The following is a 26,283-nucleotide window of genomic DNA, read 5'->3' as shown; positions in this document are numbered from 1 at the left end:
CATGTCCCAGGACAGTGCCGCTACGGCCCCCGGTCGGACCGGGACCCGTCGGGAGCGGCCTGTCGGCCGGAAGACGGCGGGTTCCCGCTGGGGGCGGTTTCTGGAAGGCGGGCTGCTGCAAGGAGGGGTCCAGGGAAGCCCGGTCCTCCGTCTGCTGCTGCGCTGGGTGCGCCGGCCGTTGCTGCCGGTCATGCGGCTGTGGCGGCGCAACATCCAGCTCAGGGTCGTCGTCTCGACCCTGGTGATGTCGCTGGGCGTGGTCCTGCTGCTGGGCTTCGTCGTCATCGGGCAGGTCCGCAACGGCCTGCTCGACGCGAAGGTGAAGGCCTCGCAGAGCCAGGCGACCGGCGGGTTCGCGGCGGCCAAGCAGCGGGCGGACGAGTCCGCGGCCGGCCCCGCCGACGACGCGGCCGCGGCGGACGACCGGTCCCGGCAGAACGTCATCCAGTGGATGAGCGACACCGTCTCGTCGCTGTCCAGCGGTGGTCAGGGCGCCTTCGAGGTCGTGACGCTCCCCGCGTCGTCCGGCAGTGAGACCGGCGGGCGCGGACGGCGTGCGTCCGGTGGGGTCGACCCGACCGCGAGCGTCCCCGAGGGGCTGCGGGAGCGGATCGACGGCGCCACCGGTGTGTTCCAGAGCTACACGCGGATCGTCTACCAGCCCAGCGCCCACAAGGAGTCCCAGCCGGGCCTGGTGATCGGCAAGCAGGTCACCGACCCCAACGGCGACTTCTACCAGCTCTACTACCTCTTCCCGCTCACGCAGGAGGAGAAGTCGCTGAGCCTGGTCAAGACGACCCTCGCGACCGCCGGGCTGTTCGTCGTCGTCCTCCTGGGCGCGATCGCGTGGCTCGTGGTGCGCCAGGTCGTCACCCCCGTGCGTATGGCGGCGGGGATCGCCGAACGGCTGTCGGCCGGGCGGCTCCAGGAACGGATGAAGGTCACCGGCGAGGACGACATCGCCCGTCTGGGCGAGGCCTTCAACAAGATGGCGCAGAACCTCCAGGTGAAGATCCAGCAGCTGGAGGACCTGTCGCGGATGCAGCGGCGGTTCGTGTCCGACGTGTCCCACGAGCTGCGGACGCCGCTGACGACCGTCCGGATGGCCGCCGACGTCATCCACGAGGCGCGTGAGGACTTCGATCCGGTGACCGCGCGGTCGGCGGAGCTGCTGGCGGACCAGCTGGACCGGTTCGAGTCGCTGCTCGCCGACCTGCTGGAGATCAGCCGGTTCGACGCCGGGGCCGCCGCGCTGGAGGCCGAGCCGATCGACCTGCGCGAGGTCGTGCGGCGCGTCGTCAGCGGCGCCGAGCCGCTCGCCGAGCGCAAGGGCACCCATATACGGGTCCTCGGCGACCAGCAGCCCGTCGTCGCCGAGGCGGACGCCCGCCGGGTCGAGCGCGTGCTGCGCAACCTCGTGGTCAACGCCGTCGAGCACGGCGAGGGCCAGGACGTCGTGGTCAAGCTGGCCTCGGCCGGCGGAGCGGTCGCGGTGGCGGTGCGCGACTACGGAGTCGGGCTCAAGCCCGGCGAGGCGACCCGCGTGTTCAGCCGTTTCTGGCGGGCCGACCCGGCCCGCGCGCGGACCACCGGCGGTACGGGTCTCGGCCTGTCCATCGCGCTGGAGGACGCGCGGCTGCACGGCGGCTGGCTCCAGGCGTGGGGCGAGCCGGGCGGCGGTTCGCAGTTCCGGCTGACGCTGCCGCGCACGGCCGACGAGCCGCTGCGGGGCTCGCCGATACCGCTGGAACCGAAGGACTCGCGGCGCAACCGCGGCCTCGACGACGCCGGACTGCCCTCCGGCGGAAAGTCCGCGACCGTACCCGCGCAGACGCAGGGCGAGCAGGGGATGCGGCCCGTGCGCGACCCGATCGCACCGCGGTCGAGTGCGGCGCCGAAGGCCGACCCGACGGCGTTGCCCGGCAACGGCGCCCGGGTGGTGCCCCGGCCCGCGTCGGGCGGACGGCGGCTGGAGGACACCGTCGTCGAGCAGTCCGGCGAGAAGGACGTGCCGGGCGAGGGGGCCGGGCAGACCGAGGAGTCGAGCAGGCAGGGGGAGACATCTCGTGGGCGCTGACCGCAAGCGGGGGACCCGGCGGCGCGGACCGGGGCGCGCGGCGGCCTACGCGGCCTGCGGCGCCGTACTGCTGGCCGGGTGTGCCTCGATGCCCGACAGCGGCGATCTGCGCGGGGTGGAGTCCACACCGCGGCAGAACGCGCAGGTACGGGTCTTCGCGGTGCCGCCGCACGAGGACGCGTCGTACTCCGAGATCGTCACGGGCTTCCTCGAGGCGCTGACCAGCGACGACCCGGACTACGAGATAGCCCGCAAGTACCTCACCCCGCAGGCGTCGGAGAAGTGGCATCCGCTGCGCTCCACGACCGTCCTCGCCGACGGACCGGGCGCCCAGCCCGACCGGGTGAGCCGCGAGGAGCGGGACAGCCTGTCGTACACGCTGACCGGCACCCGGGTCGCCACGGTCGACGCGGAGCAGTCGTACGCGCCCGCCGACGGCGACTACCGCGAGACCATGCACCTCGTCCGGGACAAGAAGACCCGCCAGTGGCGCATCGACGTACCGCCGCGCGGCGTCGTCATGGGCCGCTCGGACTTCCAGCGCAACTACCAGTCCGTCGACCGGTACTACTTCGCCACGGGTACCGGCCCCGGGACCACCCCGCACACGGCGGCCGTCGCCGACCCCGTCTATGTGCGCAGGAACGTCGACCCGGTGACCGAGGCGGTGCGCTCCCTGCTGCGGGGGCCCACGCGCTGGCTCGACCCGGTGGTCCGCTCGAGCTTCCCCACCGGTACGGCACTGCCGGAGGGCCCGGTGTCGCTGACCCCGGACGACCAGAACAAGCTGACGGTCCCGCTGAACGGCAAGGCGGCGCGGGTCGGCGACAACAAGTGCCAGGAGATGGCGGCCCAGCTGCTGTTCACCCTCCAGAACCTCACCCCCACCATGGACGAGGTCGAACTGCGCGCGGGCGGCAGGCAACTGTGCCACCTCACCGCGGAGGACGCCGAGGACGTCGCGGTGCGGGGATCGGCGAAGCGCGCCGACTATCTGTACTTCCTCGACGAGAAGCACCACCTGGTGCGGCTGGCGGCGGCGACCGACGAGACCGTGCCCGCCCCGGTGCCGGGGGCCCTCGGGGAGGACATGCAGCTGGGGTCGGCGGCCGTCTCGCGCGACGAGGACATGGCCGCCGGGATCGGACTCGACGGCAAGAACCTGTACGTCGGGGCGCTCGTGTCGGACGGCCCGCTCGGCGACCCCGAGCTGACCAGCTCCGGTCCGTCCGCCGGGAAGCGGCTGTCCGCGCCCAGCTGGGACGCGCAGGGCGACCTGTGGGTGGCCGACCGCGATCCCGGCAAGCCGCGGCTGCTCCTGCTGAAGAAGGGCGTGGACGACCCGGTGGAGGTGAAGACCCCGCCGGGCCTCGAGGGCCGGATCGAGTCGGTACGCGTGGCCGCCGACGGGGTGCGCATCGCGCTCGTCGTGAAGTCCGGCGAGAAGTCCTCGTTGCTCATCGGCCGTATCGAGCGCGGCGAGGACGGCGGGACCGGCGACGGCTCGAGTGTCTCGGTGCACGAACTGCGCTCCGCCACTCCCGAGTTGGAGGAGGTCACGGCCATGTCGTGGGCCGGGGACAGCCGGCTCGTCGTGGTCGGGCGCGAGAAGGACGGCGTGCAGACCATGCGCTACGTGCAGGTGGACGGCTCCACTCCGGAGGTGCCGGCGCCGGCGTCCCTCAGCGGCGTCAAGGAGATCACCGCGTCCGAGGACGCGCGGCTGCCGCTGGTGGGGTACTCCGAGGACGGGATCGTCCGCCTGCCGGCTGGAGAACAGTGGCAGAAGGTGGTCACGGACGGGACGGCGCCGGTCTATCCGGGCTGAGGCGTTCGCGTCCGCTCGTTTGCGGTGTGTTTTCGCCGTTCGGCGTTCGCCGTTCGGGGTGAGCGCTTTCGCGCCCCGAACGGTTTCCGTACGGCTTCCTTGGGGCTTCCGTACGGCCTCGTGGGTTCGGCTGGTTTTCGCGGGTGAGCCTTCGAGCGTTTCTCTCGAGGCATTCGGGAGGGTGGCGTCCGTTTACCGGCCGGCTGGCCTGTTCGCGGCCGCCGGGCCCTTTTGGATTCCGGTGCGAACTGAACGGAATTCAGGATTGGACCGGTCGGGAACTGGGTTTCGCGCGCGCGTGGCGGTGCCCTCCGACTTATCCACAGGCGGTTGTCCACAGGGGTGGCCGGGGCGTGCCGCTTTCGGCAGAGTGGAGGCCATGCGGGGGTGGTGGCAGGACCTCACCGATCTGGTGCTGCCGGCCGAGTGCGGAGGCTGTGGGACGCCTCGTACGGTGCTCTGCCCGGAGTGCCGTGCCGTCCTGACCGGGACCGCGCCGAGCCGGGTGCGACCGGTGCCGGAGCCGCCCGGGTTGCCGGTGGTGCACGCGGCGGCCCGGTACACGGACGAGGTGCGGGCCGTGCTGCTGGCCCACAAGGAGCGCGGAGCGCTGGCTTTGGCGGCACCGCTGGGGGAGGCCCTGGCGGAGGCGGTGCGGGAGGGGCTCCGCGAGGGCGGTACGGCTGGCGAGCCGTGGGCGGACGACGGTACGGCATGCGGGGACGGCTCCGTGGTGCTCGTGCCCGTTCCGTCGGCGCGGGCGGCGGTGCGGGCGCGGGGGCACGATCCCGCCCGGCGCATCGCGCTCGCTGCGGCGGGTGCGCTGCGGCGGTCCGGGACACCGGCGCGGGTGGCCGCCGTGCTGCGGCAGACGCGCTGGGTGGCCGACCAGTCGGGGCTCGGGCCCCGGCAGCGGCTGGTCAATATCGCGGGCGCCCTGGCGGTCGTCCCCGGTGGTGGGCGGCTGCTCGCCGAGGGCGGGGCCGTGGTGCTGGTGGACGACCTGATGACGACCGGGGCGTCCCTGGCGGAGGCGGCCCGTGCGGTGCGTGAGGCGTCGGGGCGTGAGGCGTCGGCGCATGAGGCGTCGGCGCCGGGCCGGCGGGGCGACGGCCTCGGACGGCACCGGGCCGGCGGACGGTTCGGCCGAACGCGGGAGGGCTCGCGCGCGTATGGAGGGACGAACGAGGGGAACGGGGAGTTCGGTGACACGACAACGGCCGTGTATCGCGTGGGAAGTCGGGAAGGCAGAGGGGAAGAGAGTGCTGGATCGACGGAGGACGCGGTGCGGCGAACACGAGGCACACCGGGAATCGACGGCCGCGGACAGGCCGGTTCCACGATCCGCGCGGCCGTGGTCGCCGCCGCCCCCGATTCTTTCGAAATAAACCGGAACTGACTGGGAAGTTGCATCGTTGCAGGTGGCGAGAGGATCAATTCACCTGAACGGAGGTACACCGCAGTAGAGGGTGACGACATCCCTCCGGGCGAGATATGTTCGGTTGTGAGGGAAAGGCGCAGGCCATCCCCGCAGTACCCGAATGCCGTGCCGTGGGTTTTCAAGCATCACCCTCGGCCATGGGGTGGAGATCTTGCCCATGGGGGAGGAGGAGGTGGAAGTCGCCGAGTCCGAGGTTCCGGGGCCCACCGGAGCCTGGTGCAAAAGGGAGATGCTCCGCCGCTGGAGCGGGGCGATCCGGGAACGGAGTTCTGCGTGGACATCGTCGTCAAGGGCCGCAAGACCGAGGTGCCCGAGCGGTTCCGCAAGCACGTGGCCGAGAAGCTGAAGCTGGAGAAGATCCAGAGGCTCGATGCCAAGGTGATCAGCCTCGACGTCGAGGTGTCCAAGGAGCCCAACCCGCGACAGGCCGACCGCTGCGACCGGGTGGAGATCACCCTGCGTTCCCGCGGACCGGTGATCCGGGCGGAAGCCGCGGCCAGCGACCCGTACGCGGCGCTCGACCTCGCGGCGGAGAAGCTGGACGCACGGCTGCGCAAGCAGCACGACAAGCGGTTCTCGCGTCGGGGCGCACGCCGCCTCACGGCGGCCGAGGTCCCGGACCACGTCCCCGGTGCCGCGACGCTGAACGGCAACGGGCAGACCTTCGAGAACGAAGAGCCGGACGCGATTCCCACCAAGAAGATCGGCTCGCTCGAGGTGAAGGGCGAAGGCCCCCTCGTCGTGCGCGAGAAGACCCATGTCGCCTCCCCGATGACCCTCGACCAGGCCCTCTACGAGATGGAACTGGTCGGGCACGACTTCTACCTGTTCGTCGACTCCGAGACGAAGGAGCCGAGCGTCGTCTACCGACGTCACGCCTACGACTACGGCGTCATCCATCTGAGCACGGATCCGATGGTCACCGAGGCGCAAGCACCAGCGGCCGGTGGCACGCTGGGCGGCTGACCCACCCGGCCGACGGCTGAGCGGTGCCCCTGGAGCGCGTGTGCGCCCCCAGGGGCACCGGTGTGCGACCACTTCGCGCCCCGCGCGTCACCGCACTGTCGGCCAGGCATGGAATCATGACCGGACGGCCCAACCGATGGGCCACTGCCTTGGGTTGGCGATGGCATGCGACCAGCCACAGCCTCAGGGGGAGGAACCATGACGGACAGCTTCGGACCGATGCGGGACGAGGATGCCGACGGTGCTGTCGTCGGCGTGGGCCCGGACGCGGGCTCTCCGCGCAAGGAGCCGATCAGAGTCCTCGTCGTGGACGACCACGCCCTGTTCCGCCGTGGGCTGGAGATCGTGCTCGCCGCCGAGGAGGACATCCAGGTGGTCGGGGAGGCGGGGGACGGCGCCGAGGCCGTCGACAAGGCCGCCGACCTGCTGCCCGACATCGTGCTGATGGACGTCCGGATGCCCCGGCGGGGCGGCATCGAGGCCTGCACCTCCATCAAGGAGGTGGCCCCCAGCGCGAAGATCATCATGCTGACGATCAGCGACGAGGAGGCCGACCTCTACGACGCCATCAAGGCGGGCGCGACCGGCTACCTTCTCAAGGAGATCTCCACGGACGAGGTCGCCACCGCCATCCGCGCCGTGGCCGACGGGCAGTCGCAGATCAGCCCGTCCATGGCGTCGAAGTTGCTCACCGAGTTCAAGTCGATGATCCAGCGGACGGACGAGCGCCGGCTCGTGCCCGCGCCGCGGCTGACGGACCGGGAGCTGGAGGTCCTCAAGCTCGTCGCCACCGGGATGAACAACCGGGACATCGCCAAGGAGTTGTTCATCTCGGAGAACACCGTGAAGAACCACGTGCGCAACATCCTGGAGAAGCTGCAGCTGCACTCCCGGATGGAGGCCGTGGTGTACGCGATGCGGGAGAAGATCCTCGAGATCCGCTGAGCCCGCACCGCCGCTGTCCCCGACCGCCCGGGGACGACCCCGCTCTCAGGCCATCAGACGCGCGAGCTCCGCGGCGAGCGGCTCGCGCAGCTCCGGGGCGTCCACGAGCTCCACCCGCGCGTCCGTGCAGTCGACCCAGCTCGCCGCCTCGGCCAGCGCCTGCGCCACCGCCGGTACCGCCTTCGGACCGGCCAGCGACACCTGCTTCGCCACCAGCGTGCGGCCCTCCCGGGCCGGATCGACCCGGCCGACCAGTCGCCCGCCGGCCAGGACCGGCATGGCGAAGTAGCCGTGGATCCGCTTCTGCCGGGGGACGTACGCCTCCAGACGGTGCGTGAAGCCGAAGATCCGCTCCGTGCGCGCCCGCTCCCAGATCAGGGAGTCGAACGGCGACAGCAGCGTCGTACGGTGGCGGCCGCGGGGCGGTGTGGCGAGCGCCTCGGGGTCGGCCCAGGCCGGCTTGGCCCAGCCCTCCACCGTGACCGGCACCAGCCCCGAGTCGGCGATCACGGCGTCGACCTGCTCGCCCTTGAGGCGGTGGTAGTCGGCGATGTCCGCGCGCGTGCCCACCCCGAGCGCCTGACCGGCCAGGCCGACGAGGCGGCGCAGGCACTCGGCGTCGTCCAGCTCGTCGTGCAGCAGGGACGCGGGGATGGCGCGCTCGGCCAGGTCGTACAGGCGCTTCCAGCCGCGGCGCTCGACGCAGACCACCTCGCCGTACATCAGGGCGCGCTCGACGGCGACCTTCGCGCCCGACCAGTCCCACCACTCGCTGGTCCGCTTGGCGCCGCCCAGCTCGGTCGCGGTCAGCGGGCCCTCCGCGCGGAGCTGCTTGATCACTTGGTCGTAGGCGCCCTCGGGAAGGTCGTGATGCCAGTGCGGGCGGCTGCGGTAGGCGCGGCGGCGGAACGCGAAGTGCGGCCACTCCTCCACGGGCAGGATGCACGCGGCGTGCGACCAGTACTCGAAGGCGTGGGTGTCCGTCCAGTAGGCCGCCTCGACCGTCCTGCGGCCGACCGCGCCCAGCCGGGCGTACGGGACCAGCTCATGGCTGCGGGCCAGCACGGAGATGGTGTCCAGCTGGACCGCGCCCAGGTGCCGCAGGACGCCGCGGACGCCGCCCCGGCGGTCGGGGGCGCCGAGGAAGCCCTGCGCGCGGAGGACGATACGACGGGCCTCGTCGGCCGAGAGGTGGAGGGTGGGACGCGGGGTCGTCATGGTCCGCACTTTAGGGCGTGGCACTGACACTTGGGCCTGAGCTGGGACGTCGCTCCGGACGAAACCGGGCGGCTCCGGCGGGCTACGGCGACGGCGGCCGTCGCGCCGGCAGGTAGGGGGCCGTGGACGGCAGTCCCAGGTCCGAGGGGAGCAGCGAGCCGACCCAGCAGTCGCGGCGTACGCCCTGGTGGATCAGGGCGGAGCGCAGGGTGCCCTCGACGGTGAAACCGGCGCGCTCGGCCACCGCGCGGGAGGGCCCGTTGCCCGCCTCCGCGCGCCACTCGACGCGGTCGACCAGCAGATCGGCGAAGGCCCAGCGGGACACGGCGAGGACCGCCTCGGTGACATAGCCGTGGCCGCGGTGCTCCTTGGTGCCCCAGTAGCCGATCTCGGCGGAGCTCATGGAACGCATCGTGAGGCCGATCATGCCCACCAGGTCGCCGTCCCGGGGGAGGAAGAGACCCCAGGTGAACATCGAGCCGTTCCGCCAGCCGTCCGGTGCCAGTTCGTGGGTGAAGCTGTGGGCGTGCTCGCGCAGATAGGGGGAGGGGATCGTGGTCCAGCGCTGGATGTCGGGGTCCTGGGCGGCCTCGTACACGACATCGGTGTCGCCCGGGCCGACGGTGCGCAGCAGGAGGCGGCCGGTGGTGAGCGTGACGGGTTCCATCGGCCGATTCTCCTCAACGGCGCCCGCCGCGCGCCATCCGGTGTCCGCGGACGCGCGCGAAACCCGCCGCGCGGAGTGAGCGCACGACCGCGTTCGGCACAATTCACGGGCGGAACGCGGCACCATCCGCCACCCCCGGCCGTTGTCCCATTGACGGCGATCCGAAGCGGCGGAGACCCGGCGCCAGCGGCAGGCTCCCGGCGCGGCGGGGTCCTCGCATACGATGGCCGTTGCTCAGTCACGTCAGAAGGAAAACCGACCGTCCCAGGCCCGACCGGCAAGGAGACCAACCCCCGTGTCCGTCCTCTCGAAGATCATGCGTGCAGGCGAAGGCAAGATCCTGCGCAAGCTGCACCGCATCGCGGACCAGGTCAACTCCATCGAAGAGGACTTCGTCGACCTCTCCGACGCCGAGCTGCGGGCCCTCACCGATGAGTACAAGCAGCGCTACGCCGACGGCGAGACCCTGGACGACCTGCTGCCCGAGGCCTTCGCCACCGTGCGCGAGGCGGCCAAGCGCGTCCTGGGCCAGCGTCACTACGACGTGCAGATGATGGGTGGCGCGGCGCTCCATCTCGGCTATGTGGCCGAGATGAAGACCGGTGAGGGCAAGACGCTCGTCGGCACGCTCCCCGCGTATCTGAACGCGCTGTCCGGCAAGGGCGTCCACCTCATCACGGTCAACGACTACCTGGCCGAGCGCGACTCCGAGATGATGGGCCGCGTCCACAAGTTCCTGGGCCTGAGCGTCGGCTGCATCCTCGCCAACATGACGCCGGCCCAGCGCCGCGAGCAGTACGCCTGCGACATCACGTACGGCACGAACAACGAATTCGGCTTCGACTACCTCCGCGACAACATGGCGTGGTCGAAGGACGAGCTGGTGCAGCGCGGCCACAACTTCGCCATCGTGGACGAGGTCGACTCGATCCTCATCGACGAGGCCCGTACGCCGCTGATCATCTCCGGCCCGGCCGACCAGGCCACCAAGTGGTACGGCGACTTCGCCAAGCTGGTCACGCGCCTCAAGCGCGGCGAGGCCGGCCAGCCGCTCAAGGGCATCGAGGAGACCGGCGACTACGACGTCGACGAGAAGAAGCGCACCGTCGCCATCCACGAGTCCGGTGTCGCCAAGGTCGAGGACTGGCTGGGCATCGACAACCTCTACGAGTCGGTCAACACCCCTCTGGTGGGCTACCTGAACAACGCCATCAAGGCGAAGGAGCTCTTCAAGAAGGACAAGGACTACGTCATCATCGACGACGAGGTCATGATCGTCGACGAGCACACCGGACGTATCCTCGCGGGCCGCCGTTACAACGAGGGCATGCACCAGGCCATCGAGGCCAAGGAGGGCGTGCCGATCAAGGACGAGAACCAGACGCTCGCCACGATCACCCTCCAGAACTTCTTCCGCCTGTACAAGCGGCACGACCACAACGGCAAGGAGATGCCGGGCCTGTCCGGCATGACCGGTACGGCCATGACCGAGGCCGCCGAGTTCCACCAGATCTACAAGCTCGGCGTCGTCCCGATCCCGACCAACCGGCCGATGGTCCGCAAGGACCAGTCCGACCTCATCTACCGCACCGAGGTCGCCAAGTTCGAGGCGGTCGTCGACGACATCGTCGAGAAGCACGAGAAGGGCCAGCCGATCCTCGTCGGCACGACGTCGGTCGAGAAGTCCGAGTACCTGTCGCAGCAGCTCAGCAAGCGCGGTGTGCAGCACGAGGTGCTCAACGCCAAGCAGCACGACCGTGAGGCGATCATCGTCGCCCAGGCCGGCCGCAAGGGCGCCGTGACCGTGGCGACCAACATGGCCGGCCGTGGTACCGACATCAAGCTCGGCGGCAACCCCGAGGACCTCGCCGAGGCCGAGCTGCGCCAGCGCGGCCTCGACCCCGAGGAGCACATCGAGGAGTGGGCCCACTATCTGCCGGCCGCCCTGGAACGGGCCGAGCAAGCGGTCAAGGCCGAGAAGGAAGAGGTCGAGAAGCTCGGCGGCCTCTACGTCCTCGGCACCGAGCGGCACGAGTCGCGCCGGATCGACAACCAGCTGCGCGGTCGTTCCGGCCGTCAGGGCGACCCCGGCGAGTCCCGCTTCTACCTCTCGCTCGGCGACGACCTGATGCGCCTGTTCAAGGCTCAGATGGTCGAGCGCGTGATGTCCATGGCGAACGTCCCGGACGACGTGCCGATCGAGAACAAGATGGTCACGCGCGCGATCGCCTCCGCGCAGTCGCAGGTCGAGACGCAGAACTTCGAGACGCGTAAGAACGTCCTGAAGTACGACGAGGTCCTCAACCGCCAGCGTGAGGTCATCTACGGCGAGCGCCGCCGCGTCCTGGAGGGTGAGGACCTGCACGAGCAGGTGCACCACTTCATGGACGACACCATCGACGCCTATGTCGCCGCGGAGACCGCCGAGGGCTTCGCCGAGGAGTGGGACCTCGACCGGCTGTGGGGCGCCTTCAAGCAGCTCTACCCGGTGAAGGTCACCGTCGAGGAGCTGGAGGAGGCGGCGGGCGACCGCGCCGGGCTCACCGCGGACTTCATCGCCGAGTCCATCAAGGACGACATCCACGAGCAGTACCAGGCCCGTGAGGACCAGCTCGGCTCCGAGATCATGCGTGAGCTGGAGCGCCGCGTCGTGCTGTCGGTCCTGGACCGCAAGTGGCGCGAGCACCTCTACGAGATGGACTACCTCCAGGAGGGCATCGGCCTGCGCGCGATGGCCCAGAAGGACCCGCTGGTCGAGTACCAGCGCGAGGGCTTCGACATGTTCACCGCCATGATGGAGGGCATCAAGGAGGAGTCCGTCGGCTACCTGTTCAACCTGGAGGTCCAGGTCGAGCAGCAGGTCGAGGAGGTCCCGGTCGAGGACGCCAAGCCCGTGGCCGACCTGGAGAAGCAGGACGCGGTGCCCGCGCAGGCGGGTGCCCGCCCGGAGATCCGCGCCAAGGGCCTGGAGGCGCCGCGCCGCCCGGACCGGCTGCACTTCACCGCGCCCAAGGTGGACGGTGAGGGCGACATCGTCGAGGGCGACTTCGCCAACGGCGACGAGCCGGTGCGCTCCGAGGCCGACGGCCTCACGCGCGCGGAGCGCCGCAAGCAGGCGCGCGGCGGACGCCGGCGCAAGAAGTAGCCGGGACGCGCGCGAGCGCGTCGCAGGCCACAGGGGTCGAACAGGGCCGGGCTTCCTTCGGGGGGCCCGGCCCTTCGCCGTACCCCGTCAGCTGTCCTCCCCGTGAGCCCCGTGAGTCCCCCGCTGCCCGCCCAGCTCCACAGCCGTGCAGCGCCAGCGCAGGTCGGTGCCCTGTTCCAGGCGGAACGCCATGGCGCGCAGCTGGTCACCGGCGCCGATGCGGGCGAAGACCTCGACGGCGCCCGGGCGGGGCTCGAACCAGCCGAGGTCCCGGACGACCGGGCGGGCGCCCCGGGTGCGCAGGGGCCCGCGTTCGGCGAGCCGGGCGAGGTCGTCGTAGGCGCGGCCCGCGACATGGCGGAGCATCGAGTGCACGGGGCGCTGGCCGCTCAGCACCAGGACCAGCCGGTCGGCGAAGACGTCCGTGGGACGGGGGAGCGGGAGCGGACCCCGCGCGGGGACGGCGGAGGGGCCCGCTGAGGGCGCCGGGCGGGTGTCCGCGGGCCGGGTGCGGGAGAGCCGGGACGTGCTGCCCGGGGAGCCCGGAGGACGGCCGCCCGGGGACGTCGTACGGGAGGTGCCGCCGCTCGGTGTGCGGGGCGGGGAGCCGGCCGGACGGCGGGTGTCCCGGCGGGCCGGAGGGCGGCTGCCGCCGGCGCGGTGCTGGGCCCTGGTCATGACCTTGTTCATCGAGTCCCCGTTCGGCGGGCCCGGCGTATACCGGGCGGTAACTTCGCGTTCGCTGATCTTGTACGGGGTCGCGGGGACCGGCCGCAAGGAAGCCGGAGGCCGGGTCGGAGGGGGGCGGAGATTCACCTATCAGGGTGATCAGCGGGTGCGCGGGCCCGCGCCTGCGGGGCGGCACCGGGTGAATCGCCGGACGAGAGTGGACGCGGGCGGAGGGGGTGACGGGGACTCGAAAGGGGACGCCCGCACGTATCCTGTAGGCCGTCCCGGGCGGGCGCCGGACGATTGGACCGGGACCCGCGGGGCCCCTGTGTACGAGCGAGTACGAGAAAGCGGTCAGTCATGCGCGTCTACGTCCCCCTGACCCTCCCGGGCCTCGCCGAGGCGTACAAGACGGGTGATCTGGGGACCGATCTCGTCGCCTACGCGGTGACCCCGGCGCTGCGCGAGTGGTATCTCTCCGACGACATCGAGGAGCTGGAGTACGCAGCGCTCAACCGCGCCGCGGCGGCCTCGCTGCGGCTGCTCGCCGCCGACCCCGGTGCGCGCCCCCGCAGGGTCGTGGTCGCCGTCGACGTGCCCGACAAGGCGGCCGTCGCTGACCCGGACCGGGGCCTGGACCCCTCGGCGCTCGGCGAGGTGCGGGTGACCGGGAGCGTCCGGCTGGCCAAGGCCGCCGCCGTGCACGTGGACGCCGACGACGCCGAGGCCGATGTGACGGCCGCCGCGGAGGCGCTGGAGGCGGCGGACGGCGGGGACGACGACGCCCAGTTCGTCGTGGACGGCGCGGAGGACCACGAGCTGCTCTGGTACGCCACGCAGGAGATCCCGAACCTGGTCGGACAGCCGGACTGACCTGGCCCTCTGCTGATTGTCGGTGGGGCCGGGTACGGTTTTCGGCATGGGGAAGCAGGCAGGGGCGCACATCGTCTGGGACTGGAACGGGACGCTGTTCCACGACAACGACGCGATCATCGGGGCGACGAACGCGGCGTTCGGTGAGCTGGGGCTGGCCCCGATCACGATGGAGCAGTACCGGGCCATGTACTGCGTGCCGGTGCCGAGGTTCTACGAGCGGCTGCTCGGCCGGCTGCCCACGGACGCCGAGTGGGAGGTCATGGACGAGACCTTCCACCGCTACTACGCCGAGCACCGGGTGACCTGCGGGCTCACCGAGGGCGTGGCGGAGCTGCTGTCGGGCTGGCGGTCGGCGGGGCGCAGCCAGTCGATCCTCAGCATGTACGTGCACGACGAGCTGGTGCCGCTGGTGCGGCGGTTCGGGATCGAGGCGCACTTCCTGCGGGTCGACGGCCGGGTCGGGCCGTCCGGCGGCAGCAAGGCCGAGCACATGGTGCGGCATGTCGAGGCGCTGGCGGGCGTGGACCCCTCGCGCACGGTGGTGATCGGGGACGCCGCCGACGACGCGGTGGCCGCCCTGCACGTGGGCGCACGGGCCGTGCTCTACACCGGCGGCTCGCACAGCCGGGCGAGCCTGGAGACGGTCGGCGTCCCGGTCGTGGACACGCTCGCGGAAGCCGTCGCCGAGGCGGAGCGGCTGGCCGCCTGAGGCGCACCTGGTGTTCGCCCCGCCCCGCAGCGGTGACCCCGCCTCAGCTCACCGGTGCCTTCGCCCGCAGCACGGTCAGGAACTCGCGCATCCAGGCCGGGTGGTCCGGCCAGGCGCGGGACGAGACCAGAGTGCCGTCGACGACGGCCTCGGTGTCCTGGAAGGTGGCGCCCGCCGCCTGCATGTCCAGCTCCAGCGCCGGATAGGCCGTGACCCGGCGCCCGCTCAGGCTGTCGACCGCGGCCGTGAGCAGCGGGCCGTGGCAGATCTGCGCGACCGGCTTGTCGGAGTCGAAGAACGACTTGAGGATCTTGCGCAGCTCCGGGTCGTTGCGCAGATACTCGGGGGCCCGGCCGCCGGGGATCACGATGGCCGCGTAGGCGCCCGGGTCGACCTCGGAGAACGCGAGGTCGGCCGGCCAGGTGTAGCCGGGTTTCTCGGTGTACGTGTCGAAGCCCGGTTCGAAGTCGTGCACGACGAATTGCAGCTTCTTGCGGGAGGGCGCCGCGATGTGCACCTCGTAGCCCTCCTCGCGCAGGCGCTGGTAGGGGTAGAGGACCTCCAGCGACTCCGCGGCGTCGCCGGTGACGATGAGGATCTTCGTGGTCATCTCGGGGCTCCTCTCCTTGCCGGGCCGGCGGCTGCGTCCGGCCGGTCTGTGGGCAACGTGCCGCCGCGCGGCGGACGTGACAAGACCGTGCGGCGAGGAGGCGACCGCTGTTTTCGGACACGGGGCGCGTACGGACGGCCTGATTCCGGTGCCATCCCCGGCTCCGGTGCCGCCGCTTCTGCTCACCAGGCTGCCCCCGGGTGTCCCGCCCCGCCAGTTACGCCCCGCCCGCCCCGTTCGCCCCTGTGCAGAACGTCAAAGTTCACCCCCCGGTTTTGTACACATACGGCTCATGACGGGCCCCCTGTGCGGGGCGATAGCCTGGGTGGCGTGATCAGCGCGATAGCTCGCGGGGGCGACGAAGCCCCTGCCCCGCGCCCGGCGACCACGGAGGACATCCGTGACCGGGCGGCGCTCGCTGGTCTTCGCGGGCGGGAGGGGGGTGTACGGACCCCCGGGACGCGATCGGTCCCCCGGGCCCGGGTGCCGCAGAGAGCGGCGTCACACCCCTTGGGCAGCTCAAGAATGGCTCATATACCCCCGCTCATCTCACCTCTCGGCATAGCGTCGAAGCAGACCGGACACCCCGCGTCGCGGCGATGTGCCGGAGGGGAAGAGACCGTACTTCCTTCAACGTCACGCAACGGCGCGCGACAGGAGCCAGAGGACAATGCAGACCAAGCTGGACGAAGCCAAGGCCGAGCTGCTCGAACGGGCCGCCCGGGTAGCTGAGAACAGCCCGGTCGGGGGGCACCTACCGACCGGGACCAAGGGCGAGGGCGGTTCCGGAACCCCGGACCACGACACGGTGCTCTCGTTCCTCCAGCGCTACTACCTGCACACCGCCCCGGAGGACCTGCTCGACCGCGACCCGGTCGACGTCTTCGGAGCCGCTTTCTCGCACTACCGGCTGGCCGAGAACCGCCCGCAGGGCACGGCCAACGTCCGGGTCCACACGCCGACGGTGGAGGAGAACGGCTGGACCTGCAGCCACTCCGTCGTCGAGGTCGTCACCGACGACATGCCCTTCCTCGTGGACTCCGTGACCAACGAGCTCACCCGGCAGGGGCGGGGGATCCATGTGGTCATCCACCCCCAGGTCACCGTCCGCCGCGACCTGACCGGCAAGCTCATCGAGGTGCTGCCCTCGGCGCCCGCCGGAGACCTGCCGCACGACACCCACATCGAGTCCTGGATCCACGTCGAGATCGACCGGGAGACGGACCGCGGCGACCTCAAGCAGATCACCGCCGACCTGCTGCGCGTCCTGTCCGACGTCCGCGAGGCCGTCGAGGACTGGAGCAAGATGCGGGACGCGGCCCTGCGGATGGCCGACGAACTGCCCGGCGAGCCCCACTCCGACCTGCGCGAGCAGGAGATCGAGGAAGCCCGCGAGCTGCTGCGCTGGCTGGCCGACGACCACTTCACCTTCCTCGGCTACCGCGAGTACGAGCTGCGCGAGGACGACTCGCTGGCCGCCGTGCCGGGCACCGGGCTGGGCATACTGCGCTCGGACCCGCACCACTCCGAGAGCGACGACCACCCCGTCAGCCCCTCCTTCGAGCGGCTGCCCGCCGACGCCCGTGCCAAGGCGCGCGAGCACAAGCTGCTGATCCTCACCAAGGCGAACAGCCGGTCCACCGTCCACCGGCCGTCGTACCTGGACTACGTCGGCGTGAAGAAGTTCGACGAGAACGGCGAGGTCGTCGGCGAGCGCCGCTTCCTCGGCCTGTTCTCCTCGGCCGCCTACACCGAGTCCGTGCGCCGCGTCCCCGTCATCCGCCGCAAGGTCGACGAGGTGCTCAGCGGCGCCGGCTTCTCCCCGCACAGCCACGACGGGCGCGACCTGCTCCAGATCCTGGAGACCTACCCGCGCGACGAGCTGTTCCAGACCCCGGTCGACGAGCTGCGGACCATCGTCACCTCGGTCCTCTACCTCCAGGAGCGCCGCCGGCTGCGGCTGTACCTGCGCCAGGACGAGTACGGCCGCTACTACTCGGCCCTCGTCTACCTGCCCCGCGACCGCTACACCACCGGTGTGCGCCTGCGGATCATCGACATCCTGAAGGAGGAGCTCGGCGGCACCAGCGTCGACTTCACCGCCTGGAACACCGAGTCGATCCTTTCCCGGCTGCACTTCGTGGTCCGCGTCCCGCAGGGCACCGAGCTGCCGCAGCTGTCCGAGGCCGACAGGGAGCGCATCGAGGCCCGGCTGGTGGAGGCCGCGCGATCCTGGGCCGACGGCTTCGCCGACGCGCTCAACGCCGAGCTCGGCGAGGAGCACGCCGCCGAGCTGCTGCGCCGCTACGGCAACGCCTTCCCCGAGGGCTACAAGGCCGACCACTCCCCGCGGTCCGCGGTCTCCGACCTCGTCCACATCGAACAGCTCACCGAGGAGAAGGACTTCTCGCTGAGCCTGTACGAGCCGGTCGGCGCCGCCCCCGACGAGCGCCGCTTCAAGATCTACCGCAAGGGCTCCGCCGTCTCGCTGTCCGCCGTCCTGCCGGTGCTCAGCCGGCTCGGCGTCGAGGTCGTCGACGAGCGGCCCTACGAGCTGCGCTGCTCCGACCGCAGCGTCGCCTGGATCTACGACTTCGGCCTGCGGATGCCGAGCCAGGCCGCCGCCGGCGACTACGCGGGCGACGACGCGCGCGAACGGTTCTCCGAGGCGTTCGCCGCCACCTGGACCGGCAAGGCCGAGAACGACGGCTTCAACGCCCTCGTGCTGAGCGCCGGGCTGACCTGGCGGCAGGCGATGGTGCTGCGGGCCTACGCCAAGTACCTGCGGCAGGCCGGGTCGACGTTCTCGCAGGACTACATGGAGGACACCCTCCGGCACAACGTCCACACCACCCGCCTGCTCGTCTCCCTGTTCGAGGCACGGCTGTCGCCGGACCGCCAGCGCGCGGGCCGCGAGATCGTGGACGCGCTGCTGGAGGAGCTGGACGCGGCCCTGGACCAGGTGGCCAGCCTGGACGAGGACAGGATCCTGCGGTCCTTCCTCACCGTCATCAAGGCGACCCTGCGCACCAACTTCTTCCAGCGGTCGGCCGACGGCGAGCCGCACGACTACGTCTCGATGAAGTTCGACCCGCAGGCCATCCCGGACCTCCCGGCGCCGCGCCCGGCGTTCGAGATCTGGGTGTACTCGCCGCGCGTCGAGGGCGTGCACCTGCGCTTCGGCAAGGTCGCGCGCGGCGGTCTGCGCTGGTCCGACCGGCGTGAGGACTTCCGTACGGAGATCCTCGGCCTGGTCAAGGCGCAGATGGTCAAGAACACCGTGATCGTGCCGGTCGGCGCCAAGGGCGGCTTCGTCGCCAAGCAGCTGCCCGACCCGGCCGTGGACCGGGACGCCTGGATGGCGGAGGGCATCGCCAGCTACCGGACGTTCATCTCGGCGCTGCTCGACATCACCGACAACATGGTGGCGGGCGAGGTCGTGCCCCCGGCGGACGTCGTCCGGCACGACGAGGACGACACCTATCTCGTCGTCGCCGCCGACAAGGGCACCGCGAAGTTCTCCGACATCGCCAACGAGGTCGCCGAGTCGTACAACTTCTGGCTCGGGGACGCCTTCGCCTCCGGCGGCTCGGCCGGCTACGACCACAAGGGCATGGGCATCACCGCCCGCGGCGCCTGGGAGTCCGTCAAGCGGCACTTCCGCGAGCTGGGCGTGGACACGCAGAGCGAGGACTTCACCGTCGTCGGCATCGGCGACATGTCCGGTGACGTGTTCGGCAACGGCATGCTGCTCAGCGAGCACATCCGGCTGGTCGCCGCCTTCGACCACCGGCACATCTTCATCGACCCGAACCCGGACGCGGCGACCTCCTACGCCGAGCGCCGGCGCCTGTTCGAGCTGCCGCGCTCCAGCTGGGAGGACTACGACACCTCGCTGCTGTCGGCCGGTGGCGGCGTCTTCCCGCGCAGCGCCAAGGCCATCAGCGTCAACGCGCACATCCGCGAGGCCCTGGGCATCGAGGGCAAGGTCTCCAAGATGACCCCGGCCGAGCTGATGAAGGCCATCCTGCAGGCCCCGGTGGACCTGCTGTGGAACGGCGGCATCGGCACGTACGTCAAGGCCAGCACCGAGTCGAACGCCGACGTCGGCGACAAGGCCAACGACCCCATCCGCGTCGACGGCGCCGATCTGCGCGTCAAGGTCGTCGGCGAGGGCGGCAACCTGGGCCTGACCCAGCTCGGCCGGATCGAGTTCGCGCGCCAGGGCGGCCGGATCAACACCGACGCCATCGACAACAGCGCGGGCGTGGACACCTCCGACCACGAGGTGAACATCAAGATCCTGCTGAACGGCCTGGTCGCGGACGGCGACATGACGGTCAAGCAGCGCAACAAGCTGCTCGCCGAGATGACCGACGAGGTCGGCCGGCTGGTCCTGCGCAACAACTACGCGCAGAACACGGCGATCGCCAACGCCCTCGCCCAGTCCAGCGCCATGCTCCACGCCCAGCAGCGCTTCATGAAGCACCTGGTCAGGGAAGGCCACCTGGACCGTGCGCTGGAGTTCCTGCCCACGGACCGGCAGATCCGTGAGCGCCTGAACTCCGACCACGGTCTGACCGGCCCGGAGACGGCCGTGCTGATGGCGTACACGAAGATCACGGTCGCCGACGAGCTGCTGCACACCACGCTGCCGGACGACCCGTACCTCAGCACCCTGCTGCACGCCTACTTCCCGACGGCGCTGCGCGAGCGGTTCCCCGAGCACCTGGTCAGCCACCCGCTGCGGCGTGAGATCACCACGACCGTGCTGGTCAACGACACGGTCAACACGGGCGGTACGACGTATCTGCACCGGCTGCGGGAGGAGACCGGCGCCTCGCTGGAGGAGATCGTCCGGGCGCAGACCGTGGCCCGCGCGATCTTCCGCCAGGCGGAGGTGTGGGACGCGGTCGAGGCCCTCGACAACAAGGTCGAGGCGGCCGTCCAGACCCGGATCCGGCTGCACTCGCGGCGTCTGGTCGAGCGCGGCACGCGCTGGCTGCTGAACAACCGTCCGCAGCCGCTCGCGCTCGCCGACACCATCGACTTCTTCGCCGACCGGGTGGAGCAGGTGTGGTCGCAGCTGCCGAAGCTGCTGCGCGGCGCGGACCTGGACTGGTACCAGCAGATCCACGACGAGCTGACCGACGCCGGGGTGCCCGTCGAGCTGGCCCAGCGGGTCGCCGGGTTCTCCTCGGCCTTCCCGACGCTCGACATCGTCTCGGTGGCCGACCGCATGGGCAAGGACCCGATGGACGTCGCCGAGGTCTACTACGACCTCGGGGACCGGCTGCACATCAGCCAGCTGATGGACCGGATCATCGAGCTGCCGCGGTCCGACCGCTGGCAGTCCATGGCCCGTGCCTCCATCCGCGAGGACCTGTACGCCGCCCACGCGGCGCTGACCTCGGACGTCCTGGCCGTCGGCGACGGCACCGCGACGCCCGAGCAGCGCTTCGAGGCCTGGGAGCGCAAGAACGCCGCGATCCTGAGCCGGGCGCGCACCACGCTGGAGGAGATCCGCGGCTCGGACTCCTTCGACCTGGCGAACCTCTCGGTCGCGATGCGCACCATGCGCACGCTGCTGCGGTCGCACACCTGACCCGCCCCACCGCCTGAGGCGGACGCACACCGGAGCGCCCCGGACCCCACCGGTCCGGGGCGCTCCCGCATACGGCCTCCGGCATACCGGGCGAAACGGGAATTACAGTGCCGATGTGAGCACGATCCGGGCCATGCCGCCGAGGGCGGCGGTCGTCGTGGGGGCCGCCGGCGCGCTGGTCCTCGTCCTGCTGCTCCTGGTCATCGTCCGGCTGCCGTGGGCCGGGGACCTCGGCATGCACGCGGCCACCGTCGAACGTCTGCGCCACAGCCTGGCCGACCCCGGCAATCCGCTGGTCGACGCGGACACGCCCAGCCCCTACTACTCGCCGTGGATGCTGGTCCTCGGCTGTGTGGCCAGGCTGACCGGGTTCTCGGTCTTCGTGGTGCTGCGGATCGGCGCCCTGGTGGGGCTGGCGCTGCTGGTCACCGGCGTCTGGCGGTACGTGCGCACGCTGAGCGCCGACCGGGCGGCCCCCGCGCTCGCCCTGCTGTGCCTGGTGTTCCTGTGGGGGACGTCCCTGTTCGCGTGGAGCGGCTTCCTGGGGCTGAACTCGCTGGCGCTGACGGTGTCGTACCCGAGCGTGTTCGCCCTGGGGCTGGCCTTCCATCTGTGGGCGTGGCTGGCGCGAGCCGTGCGGGCCGGGGCCGGCTGGGGGGTGTGGCCGGCGCTCGGCGTGCTGTGGGCGGTGATCCTGCTCTGCCACCAGTTCTCCGGGGTGGTCGCCTCGCTGGGCGCGCTCGCCACGGTGGCCGCCGGACGGCCGGGGCGCGCCGTGTGGCCGCGGCTCGCGGGCGGGCTCGCCGTCGGCGTGGTGGTCCTGTGGGCCTGGCCGTACTACGACTTCTTCGCGCTGTTCGGGGCGGGCGCCGATCTGGAGTCGGTGCACCGGGGCCTGTACGAGGACCTGCTCGGGCGGTACTGGCTGGTGCTGCTCGGGGTCGCGGCGCTCGTGCCGCGGTGGCGGCGGGACCGGCTCGATCCGCTGGTGCTGTTCTTCGCGCTGGGCACGCTGGTCGTCGCGGCGGGCTGGCTGAGCGGGCACTACTCCTGGGGCCGCGCGCTCCCGGCCGCGCTGATCCCGGCGCAGCTCGCCGCCGCGCTCGCGGTGGCCGGTGCCCGGCCCGGCCGGCTGCGTACGGCCGGGGCGGTCCTGCTGACCGGGGCGCTGCTGACCGGCGCGTGGACGCAGACCGGCACCCTCGGATACGTCGTGCCCCGCACCGCCCTGCCGGACGCGGTCGCCGAGCGGTACCGGGAGCCGTGGACCGGGTACCACTGGCTGACCCCGTGGGTGCGGTACGGGGACGTCGTCATGGCCCGCACCCTGCCCGCCCGGCAGATCCCGGCGTACGGCCCGTACACGGTGGCGCCCGGCTATCCCGACTTCTTCCTGCCGGACGAGGACCGGCGGGCGGCGGCCGTCCGGACGTACTTCACGCCGGGCACTTCACCGGAGGTACGGCAGGGGATCGTGCGCGCGTACGGGGTGCGGTGGGTCGTGGACCGGGGGACGCCGGCCGCCGAGGGGCTGCGCAGGGTGGCCGACGGCCCGGACGGGCAGGTGCTGTACGAGGTGACGGCACCCCCGGCCCGCTGACCTACCGCAGCACGGTCCGCACGAGCCGGGCCGCCCGGCGGACCCTGGGCCGGTCGAGGCGCCGGACCACCGGGCGGACCAGCCGGGCCGTCACGCCCACCGGCTCCCAGCGGATCTGCAGCCGCCCCGGGCCGCGGTTCTCCGGCTCGACGGTCACCCGGTGCGGGGCCGTGCCCGAGTGGTGGGCGATCCGGGCCGTGAGGACGGGGAAGGACAGGGGCGCCAGCAGGACGGCGGAGTGGGCGAGGCCCTGGTGCTCGATACGGAGCAGCGGGTGCCGTACGCCCGCGAAGCCGTGGCGGGGGACCGGCGCCGCCGTCAGGTCCAGATGGACGCGGCCCTCGAAGACACCGGGGCGCACCGGGGTGAGCCGGAAGGGCACCTTCAGCCGGCGCCGGCCGGGTGCGACGACCAGGCTGGCCCGCAGTGGGCCCACGGGCAGCCGCAGACCGGGGTCGTAGGTCCGGACGGCCAGGTCGATCGAGGCGCCGGGGCCGCGGATCAGTTCGGTGATCTCGTGGCGGAAGAGGGCGCTGCGGAAAGGGCGGGTGTCCAGTTCCAGGTCGGTGACGTCCAGTTCGCGGCGGGCCCGCTCGTCGGTGGGGACGGTGTCGCCCCAGTACGTGCGCCCGTCGGCGTCCGGCACGACCTGGCGCGGCGCCACCCCGTGGCCCAGGCCGCGGGCCGCCAACCGGGCCTCGGGGAAGCGGCGCTCGCGGACCAGTTGCAGCACCACGCGTTCCGGCCGGGGCAGCCGGGCGTAGGCCGCCGGGGACAGGGTGTCGAGGTAGGGGTTCACGAGGTCGGCGAACGAGGTCAGCCAGGGGTCGTCGCGGTAGGGCAGATCGCCCGCGTACATCCGGAAGTCGTGCTTGAGGAACTTGTAGTCCTTGTCCTCGCGCAGGCCGCCGTGCCCGCTCTCGGTGAGGAAGCTGTCGATGAGCCGCTGGACGGCGACCCGGTCGCGGACGTTCTCCAGCCGGTCGCGCTGGTTGGAGATGGACGCGGTGTCGGCGGCCGCGAAGGGCGCGATGTGCCAGCGGTACACCGGCTCCGGGATGATCGTGAACTCCTTGGCCAGGCAGTACGCCTGGGTGGTGAACAGCTGGTCCTCGTAGTGGATGCCTTCCGGGAACCGCAGGTCGTGCCGGTCCAGGAAGGCGCGTGCGTACATCTTGCTGGTCGACAGGTGCTCGAAGAGCAGCCGGGGTTCGGACTCGATGCCGAGGACCGTGCGCCGCTCGGCGACGAGGTGGGGCATCCACCGGGTGCGGCGGCCGCTGTCCTCGCGGACCCGGACGACCGCGCCCATCGCGAAGTCGATCTCCCGTTCCCGGTGGGCCGCGAGCAGCAGCTCCACGGCGTCCTCGGTGAGTTCGTCGTCGCTGTCCAGGAACATCACGTACGGGGCGGTCGCGATGTCCAGGGCGCGGTTGCGCGGGACGCTGCACCCGCCGCTGTTCTCCGGCAGCCGCAGATGCCGGACCCGGGGGTCGCGGGCCGCGAACTCCCGGGCGACGAACGGTGTCCCGTCGGTCGAGTGGTCGTCGCTGATGATGATCTCGATATTGCCGTGGGTCTGCCGGCGCACCGACTCCACGGCCCGGGGGAGACGGTCGGCGTCGTTGTAGACGATGACCGTCACCGTGACGTCCGGAGTCATACGGCCTCCCGGGGGCTCGGCGCCGGCGTGCGGTCCTCCAGCGGGACCACGGGCGGCAGGGCGTCCTCGCTCTCGCCGAGGAAGACCCGGCGCACCACCCGCTCGGCGGCGTGCCCGTCGTCGTACTCGCAGAAGCGGCGGCGGAACGCGGCCCGCGCCTTCGCGGCGCCTTCGTCCTGCCAGGCCTCGGTGGTGAGGATCTCGGTGAGTTCCCGCTGGGTGCGGGCCACCTGGCCCGGGGGCTCGGCCATCAGGTCGAAGTAGACGCCGCGGGTGGAGCGGTACGTCTCCCAGTCGTCGGCGTACACGACGATCGGGCGGTCGAGGTTGGCGTAGTCGAACATGATCGACGAGTAGTCCGTGACCAGCGCGTCCGCGGCCAGCGCCAGATCCTCGACCGGGTCGTAGGAGGAGACGTCGATGATCCGGCCGGTGCGGCGCAGGGCGGTCAGCGGGGACGGCGTGCCGTCGTAGAAGTAGTGGCCGCGCACCAGCAGGACCGTGTCCTCGCCCAGTTGGTCGGCGAGCGTGGCGAGGTCGAGGCGGGGGGTCCAGCCGGCCTCGTAGTCGCGGTGGGTGGGGGCGTAGAGGATCGCCCGGCGCTCCGGCGCGATGCCCAGACGGTCGCGGATCGCCCGGATGTCGGCCGCGGTGGCCCGGTAGTAGACGTCGTTGCGCGGATAGCCGTGGTCGAGCGGGACGAACCGGGACGGGTAGGCGCGCTCCCACATCCGGGTGGAGTGGCTGTTCGCGGAGACGCTGAAGTCCCACTTGTCGATCCGGGACAGCAGGGCCTGGAAGTCGAGCCCCTTGGCCGCCGCCGGGAACTCCATCTGGTCGACGCCCATGCGCTTGAGCGGGGTGCCGTGGTGGGTCTGCAGATGGACGGCGTCCGGGCGCTTCACGATCGCGTTCGGGAAGTTGACGTTGTTGACCAGGTACTTGGCCGTCGCCAGCACCTCGCGGTAGCGGGGAGTGCCGGGGAGAACGTGGTCGGTGTGCGGGGGCAGCAGCGCCGCGTTCTCCGGGGTGACCACCCACACCGGGTGGATCTGCGGGGCGAGTTCGGTCAGCTTGGCCGCGATCGCCGCCGGGTTGCAGGCCACGCCCCGGTACCAGTACGCGGCGAACACTGCGAGACCCGGGTCGACGGGCCGGGACAGGGACGCCCGGTAGTGCCGGTCGCCGAGCGCGTCCGCGACCCGGCGCCGCGTGGTCCGGACGGCCGCCCGGGTGGTGCGGCGGGCCCGGTTCGCGGCCTGGAAGGCCCGGTACCTGCCGTACGCGTTCTCCTCCAGCAGGGTGCGGCGCATGCCCTCCGGGCCGGAGGGGCGGCGGTACTCGGGCGGCCGGTACCGCACGGTCGCGTCGGCGGCGCGGCGGAAGAACTCCCGGGCCACGGGGTCCGGCAGGGCGGTGCGGGCGAAGGTCCGCAGACAGGTGCGGACCATGGCGTCGTACAGCACGGCGTACGGCACCTGGGCCGCCGCTCCGGGCCGGGTGGCGGCGCGCTCGCGCGCGAGGTCCAGGAGTGCCGTGAACCGGTCGACGAGGGCGTAGTGGTCCTCGGGGGCGGCCGGGGGCAGGCTCTCGGGGCGCAGTGCGTGGTGCCGGTACGCCACCTGGTCCCAGGCCGCGATCCGGTCGGCGAGCAGCAGGGCGGCGCAGGCCGCGAACGGTTCGTCGGAGGCGGTGAGCCGCTGCTCGTGGGCCCGCCAGAAGGAGGCGCGCAGGACACGGTTGCCCAGCAGCGGGGTGACGCGCAGCGCGCTGCGGGCGACGTCGTCCAGGAGGCGGGGGGAGCGGCCCGTGCGGGCGAGCAGGCGCCCGTCGGGGGAGGGCAGTCCGGTGGTCTCCCATGTGGAGCGGATGTGGTCGAGGAGGAGGACGTCCACCTCGTCCGGCAGTTGCGCGACGCGTTCGGCGACCAGGCGGGGGGCGCCCGCGGGCAGGCCGTCCACGGAGTGCGTGAAGTGCAGCCAGCGGCCGGAGGCGCGGGCCGCCCCCGCCGCGCGGGCCGCCGCGTCGCCGGTGCCCTCCGGCAGCGGCACCACGAGCAGGTCGGGGGCGTGCCGCCCGGCCGTCTCCTGCGCCCAGGGGCCGACGGCGGCGACGACCACCTCCACGTCGCCGTGGGGGTGGCCCGCGAGGGAGTCGAGGAGCCCGGTCAGCCGGTCCTGTGTGTTCGGCCCGTGGACGACGACGCTGAGCTCGGGCATGCGACGACTCCTTCACCTTCGTCAGCGCTGTGGGGGACCCTGCTC

The 26,283-nt window shown here is 71.8% G+C and carries 16 protein-coding genes; 10 read left to right on the top strand and 6 right to left on the bottom strand.

Annotated elements, in window-relative coordinates; all coding sequences use genetic code 11:
- The first annotated feature begins 1 nt into the window (after position 1).
- From mtrB to KBY32_RS32830, 5 genes are all read left to right on the top strand, one after another.
- Positions 2-2,077 carry an MtrAB system histidine kinase MtrB gene (mtrB, locus tag KBY32_RS32850; RefSeq protein ID WP_210982644.1) on the top strand — a complete coding sequence of 692 codons (2,076 nt, stop codon included), beginning with the start codon at positions 2-4 and terminating at the stop codon, positions 2,075-2,077.
- Complete coding sequence (locus KBY32_RS32845) at positions 2,067-3,905, top strand: LpqB family beta-propeller domain-containing protein (protein WP_210982643.1); 1,839 nt, start codon at positions 2,067-2,069, stop codon at positions 3,903-3,905. The genes mtrB and KBY32_RS32845 overlap by 11 nt, the downstream gene beginning before the upstream one ends.
- Positions 3,906-4,284: 379 nt before the next feature.
- Positions 4,285-5,304, top strand: a complete 1,020-nt coding sequence (locus KBY32_RS32840; RefSeq protein WP_210982642.1) for a ComF family protein — start codon at positions 4,285-4,287, stop codon at positions 5,302-5,304.
- Positions 5,305-5,619: 315 nt separating this feature from the next.
- On the top strand, positions 5,620-6,312 hold the full coding sequence (gene hpf / locus KBY32_RS32835; RefSeq protein ID WP_055625044.1) for a ribosome hibernation-promoting factor, HPF/YfiA family: 693 nt from the start codon (positions 5,620-5,622) through the stop codon (positions 6,310-6,312).
- Between the two features lie 198 nt (positions 6,313-6,510).
- Entirely contained in the window at positions 6,511-7,257 is a 747-nt protein-coding gene (locus tag KBY32_RS32830; RefSeq protein WP_055625043.1) for a response regulator transcription factor, read from the top strand.
- Positions 7,258-7,302: 45 nt separating this feature from the next.
- Here KBY32_RS32830 and KBY32_RS32825 read toward each other — a convergent pair whose 3' ends face one another.
- Together KBY32_RS32825 and KBY32_RS32820 are read right to left on the bottom strand one after the other, a co-directional pair.
- Positions 7,303-8,475, bottom strand: a complete 1,173-nt coding sequence (locus tag KBY32_RS32825; protein WP_210982641.1) for a winged helix-turn-helix domain-containing protein — start codon at positions 8,473-8,475, stop codon at positions 7,303-7,305.
- Positions 8,476-8,557: 82 nt separating this feature from the next.
- Complete coding sequence (locus KBY32_RS32820) at positions 8,558-9,142, bottom strand: GNAT family N-acetyltransferase (protein ID WP_055625041.1); 585 nt, start codon at positions 9,140-9,142, stop codon at positions 8,558-8,560.
- Between the two features lie 295 nt (positions 9,143-9,437).
- Between KBY32_RS32820 and secA the strand changes: the two genes are divergently transcribed.
- Positions 9,438-12,287 carry a preprotein translocase subunit SecA gene (gene secA, locus KBY32_RS32815; protein ID WP_115508420.1) on the top strand — a complete coding sequence of 950 codons (2,850 nt, stop codon included), beginning with the start codon at positions 9,438-9,440 and terminating at the stop codon, positions 12,285-12,287.
- 87 nt (positions 12,288-12,374) lie between these two features.
- Here secA and KBY32_RS32810 read toward each other — a convergent pair whose 3' ends face one another.
- On the bottom strand, positions 12,375-12,977 hold the full coding sequence (locus KBY32_RS32810) for an Rv3235 family protein (RefSeq protein WP_210982640.1): 603 nt from the start codon (positions 12,975-12,977) through the stop codon (positions 12,375-12,377).
- A 339-nt stretch (positions 12,978-13,316) separates the two neighbouring features.
- Here KBY32_RS32810 and KBY32_RS32805 point away from each other — a divergent pair, with 339 nt between their 5' ends.
- Together KBY32_RS32805 and KBY32_RS32800 are read left to right on the top strand one after the other, a co-directional pair.
- Positions 13,317-13,829: a hypothetical protein gene (locus tag KBY32_RS32805; RefSeq protein WP_210982639.1), complete on the top strand. Its 513-nt coding sequence runs from the start codon at positions 13,317-13,319 to the stop codon at positions 13,827-13,829.
- 46 nt (positions 13,830-13,875) lie between these two features.
- Positions 13,876-14,541 carry an HAD family hydrolase gene (locus tag KBY32_RS32800; RefSeq protein WP_055625037.1) on the top strand — a complete coding sequence of 222 codons (666 nt, stop codon included), beginning with the start codon at positions 13,876-13,878 and terminating at the stop codon, positions 14,539-14,541.
- Positions 14,542-14,584: 43 nt separating this feature from the next.
- Here the strand turns inward: KBY32_RS32800 and KBY32_RS32795 are convergent, their stop codons facing one another.
- Positions 14,585-15,151: a DJ-1/PfpI family protein gene (locus KBY32_RS32795; protein ID WP_115508423.1), complete on the bottom strand. Its 567-nt coding sequence runs from the start codon at positions 15,149-15,151 to the stop codon at positions 14,585-14,587.
- A 670-nt stretch (positions 15,152-15,821) separates the two neighbouring features.
- On the opposite strand from KBY32_RS32795, the gene KBY32_RS32790 reads away from it, so the two are divergent.
- Positions 15,822-20,756, top strand: a complete 4,935-nt coding sequence (locus tag KBY32_RS32790) for an NAD-glutamate dehydrogenase (RefSeq protein ID WP_055625035.1) — start codon at positions 15,822-15,824, stop codon at positions 20,754-20,756.
- A 133-nt stretch (positions 20,757-20,889) separates the two neighbouring features.
- The gene (locus KBY32_RS32785; RefSeq protein WP_210982652.1) at positions 20,890-22,356 is read left to right on the top strand and encodes a hypothetical protein; all 1,467 of its coding nucleotides are present in this window, start codon (positions 20,890-20,892) and stop codon (positions 22,354-22,356) included.
- Position 22,357: 1 nt separating this feature from the next.
- Here KBY32_RS32785 and KBY32_RS32780 read toward each other — a convergent pair whose 3' ends face one another.
- A complete protein-coding gene (locus tag KBY32_RS32780; RefSeq protein WP_210982638.1) occupies positions 22,358-24,019 on the bottom strand; it encodes a glycosyltransferase family 2 protein in 1,662 nt (553 codons plus the stop codon).
- Positions 24,016-26,238: a CDP-glycerol glycerophosphotransferase family protein gene (locus KBY32_RS32775; RefSeq protein ID WP_210982637.1), complete on the bottom strand. Its 2,223-nt coding sequence runs from the start codon at positions 26,236-26,238 to the stop codon at positions 24,016-24,018. The genes KBY32_RS32780 and KBY32_RS32775 overlap by 4 nt, the downstream gene beginning before the upstream one ends.
- Positions 26,239-26,283 lie beyond the last annotated feature (45 nt).

Origin of the sequence: Streptomyces sp. RK62, assembly GCF_018070255.1 — a bacterium.
GTDB classification, from domain to species: domain Bacteria; phylum Actinomycetota; class Actinomycetes; order Streptomycetales; family Streptomycetaceae; genus Streptomyces; species Streptomyces nigra.
The sequence above is the reverse complement of the archived record's forward strand: the minus strand, read 5'-3'. Positions and strand labels throughout refer to the sequence as shown.

Excerpts from the sequence above, each read along its gene's own strand:
- KBY32_RS32830 (WP_055625043.1), top strand. The coding sequence starts at position 6,511 with ATGACGGACAGCTTCGGACCGATGCGGGACGAGGATGCCGACGGTGCT.
- KBY32_RS32785 (WP_210982652.1), top strand. The coding sequence starts at position 20,890 with ATGCCGCCGAGGGCGGCGGTCGTCGTGGGGGCCGCCGGCGCGCTGGTC.
- KBY32_RS32805 (WP_210982639.1), top strand. The coding sequence starts at position 13,317 with ATGCGCGTCTACGTCCCCCTGACCCTCCCGGGCCTCGCCGAGGCGTAC.
- KBY32_RS32840 (WP_210982642.1), top strand. The coding sequence starts at position 4,285 with ATGCGGGGGTGGTGGCAGGACCTCACCGATCTGGTGCTGCCGGCCGAG.
- KBY32_RS32820 (WP_055625041.1), bottom strand. The coding sequence starts at position 9,142 with ATGGAACCCGTCACGCTCACCACCGGCCGCCTCCTGCTGCGCACCGTC.
- KBY32_RS32810 (WP_210982640.1), bottom strand. The coding sequence starts at position 12,977 with ATGAACAAGGTCATGACCAGGGCCCAGCACCGCGCCGGCGGCAGCCGC.
- KBY32_RS32800 (WP_055625037.1), top strand. The coding sequence starts at position 13,876 with ATGGGGAAGCAGGCAGGGGCGCACATCGTCTGGGACTGGAACGGGACG.
- KBY32_RS32775 (WP_210982637.1), bottom strand. The coding sequence starts at position 26,238 with ATGCCCGAGCTCAGCGTCGTCGTCCACGGGCCGAACACACAGGACCGG.
- mtrB (WP_210982644.1), top strand. The coding sequence starts at position 2 with ATGTCCCAGGACAGTGCCGCTACGGCCCCCGGTCGGACCGGGACCCGT.
- KBY32_RS32795 (WP_115508423.1), bottom strand. The coding sequence starts at position 15,151 with ATGACCACGAAGATCCTCATCGTCACCGGCGACGCCGCGGAGTCGCTG.
- KBY32_RS32780 (WP_210982638.1), bottom strand. The coding sequence starts at position 24,019 with ATGACTCCGGACGTCACGGTGACGGTCATCGTCTACAACGACGCCGAC.
- KBY32_RS32790 (WP_055625035.1), top strand. The coding sequence starts at position 15,822 with ATGCAGACCAAGCTGGACGAAGCCAAGGCCGAGCTGCTCGAACGGGCC.
- KBY32_RS32825 (WP_210982641.1), bottom strand. The coding sequence starts at position 8,475 with ATGACGACCCCGCGTCCCACCCTCCACCTCTCGGCCGACGAGGCCCGT.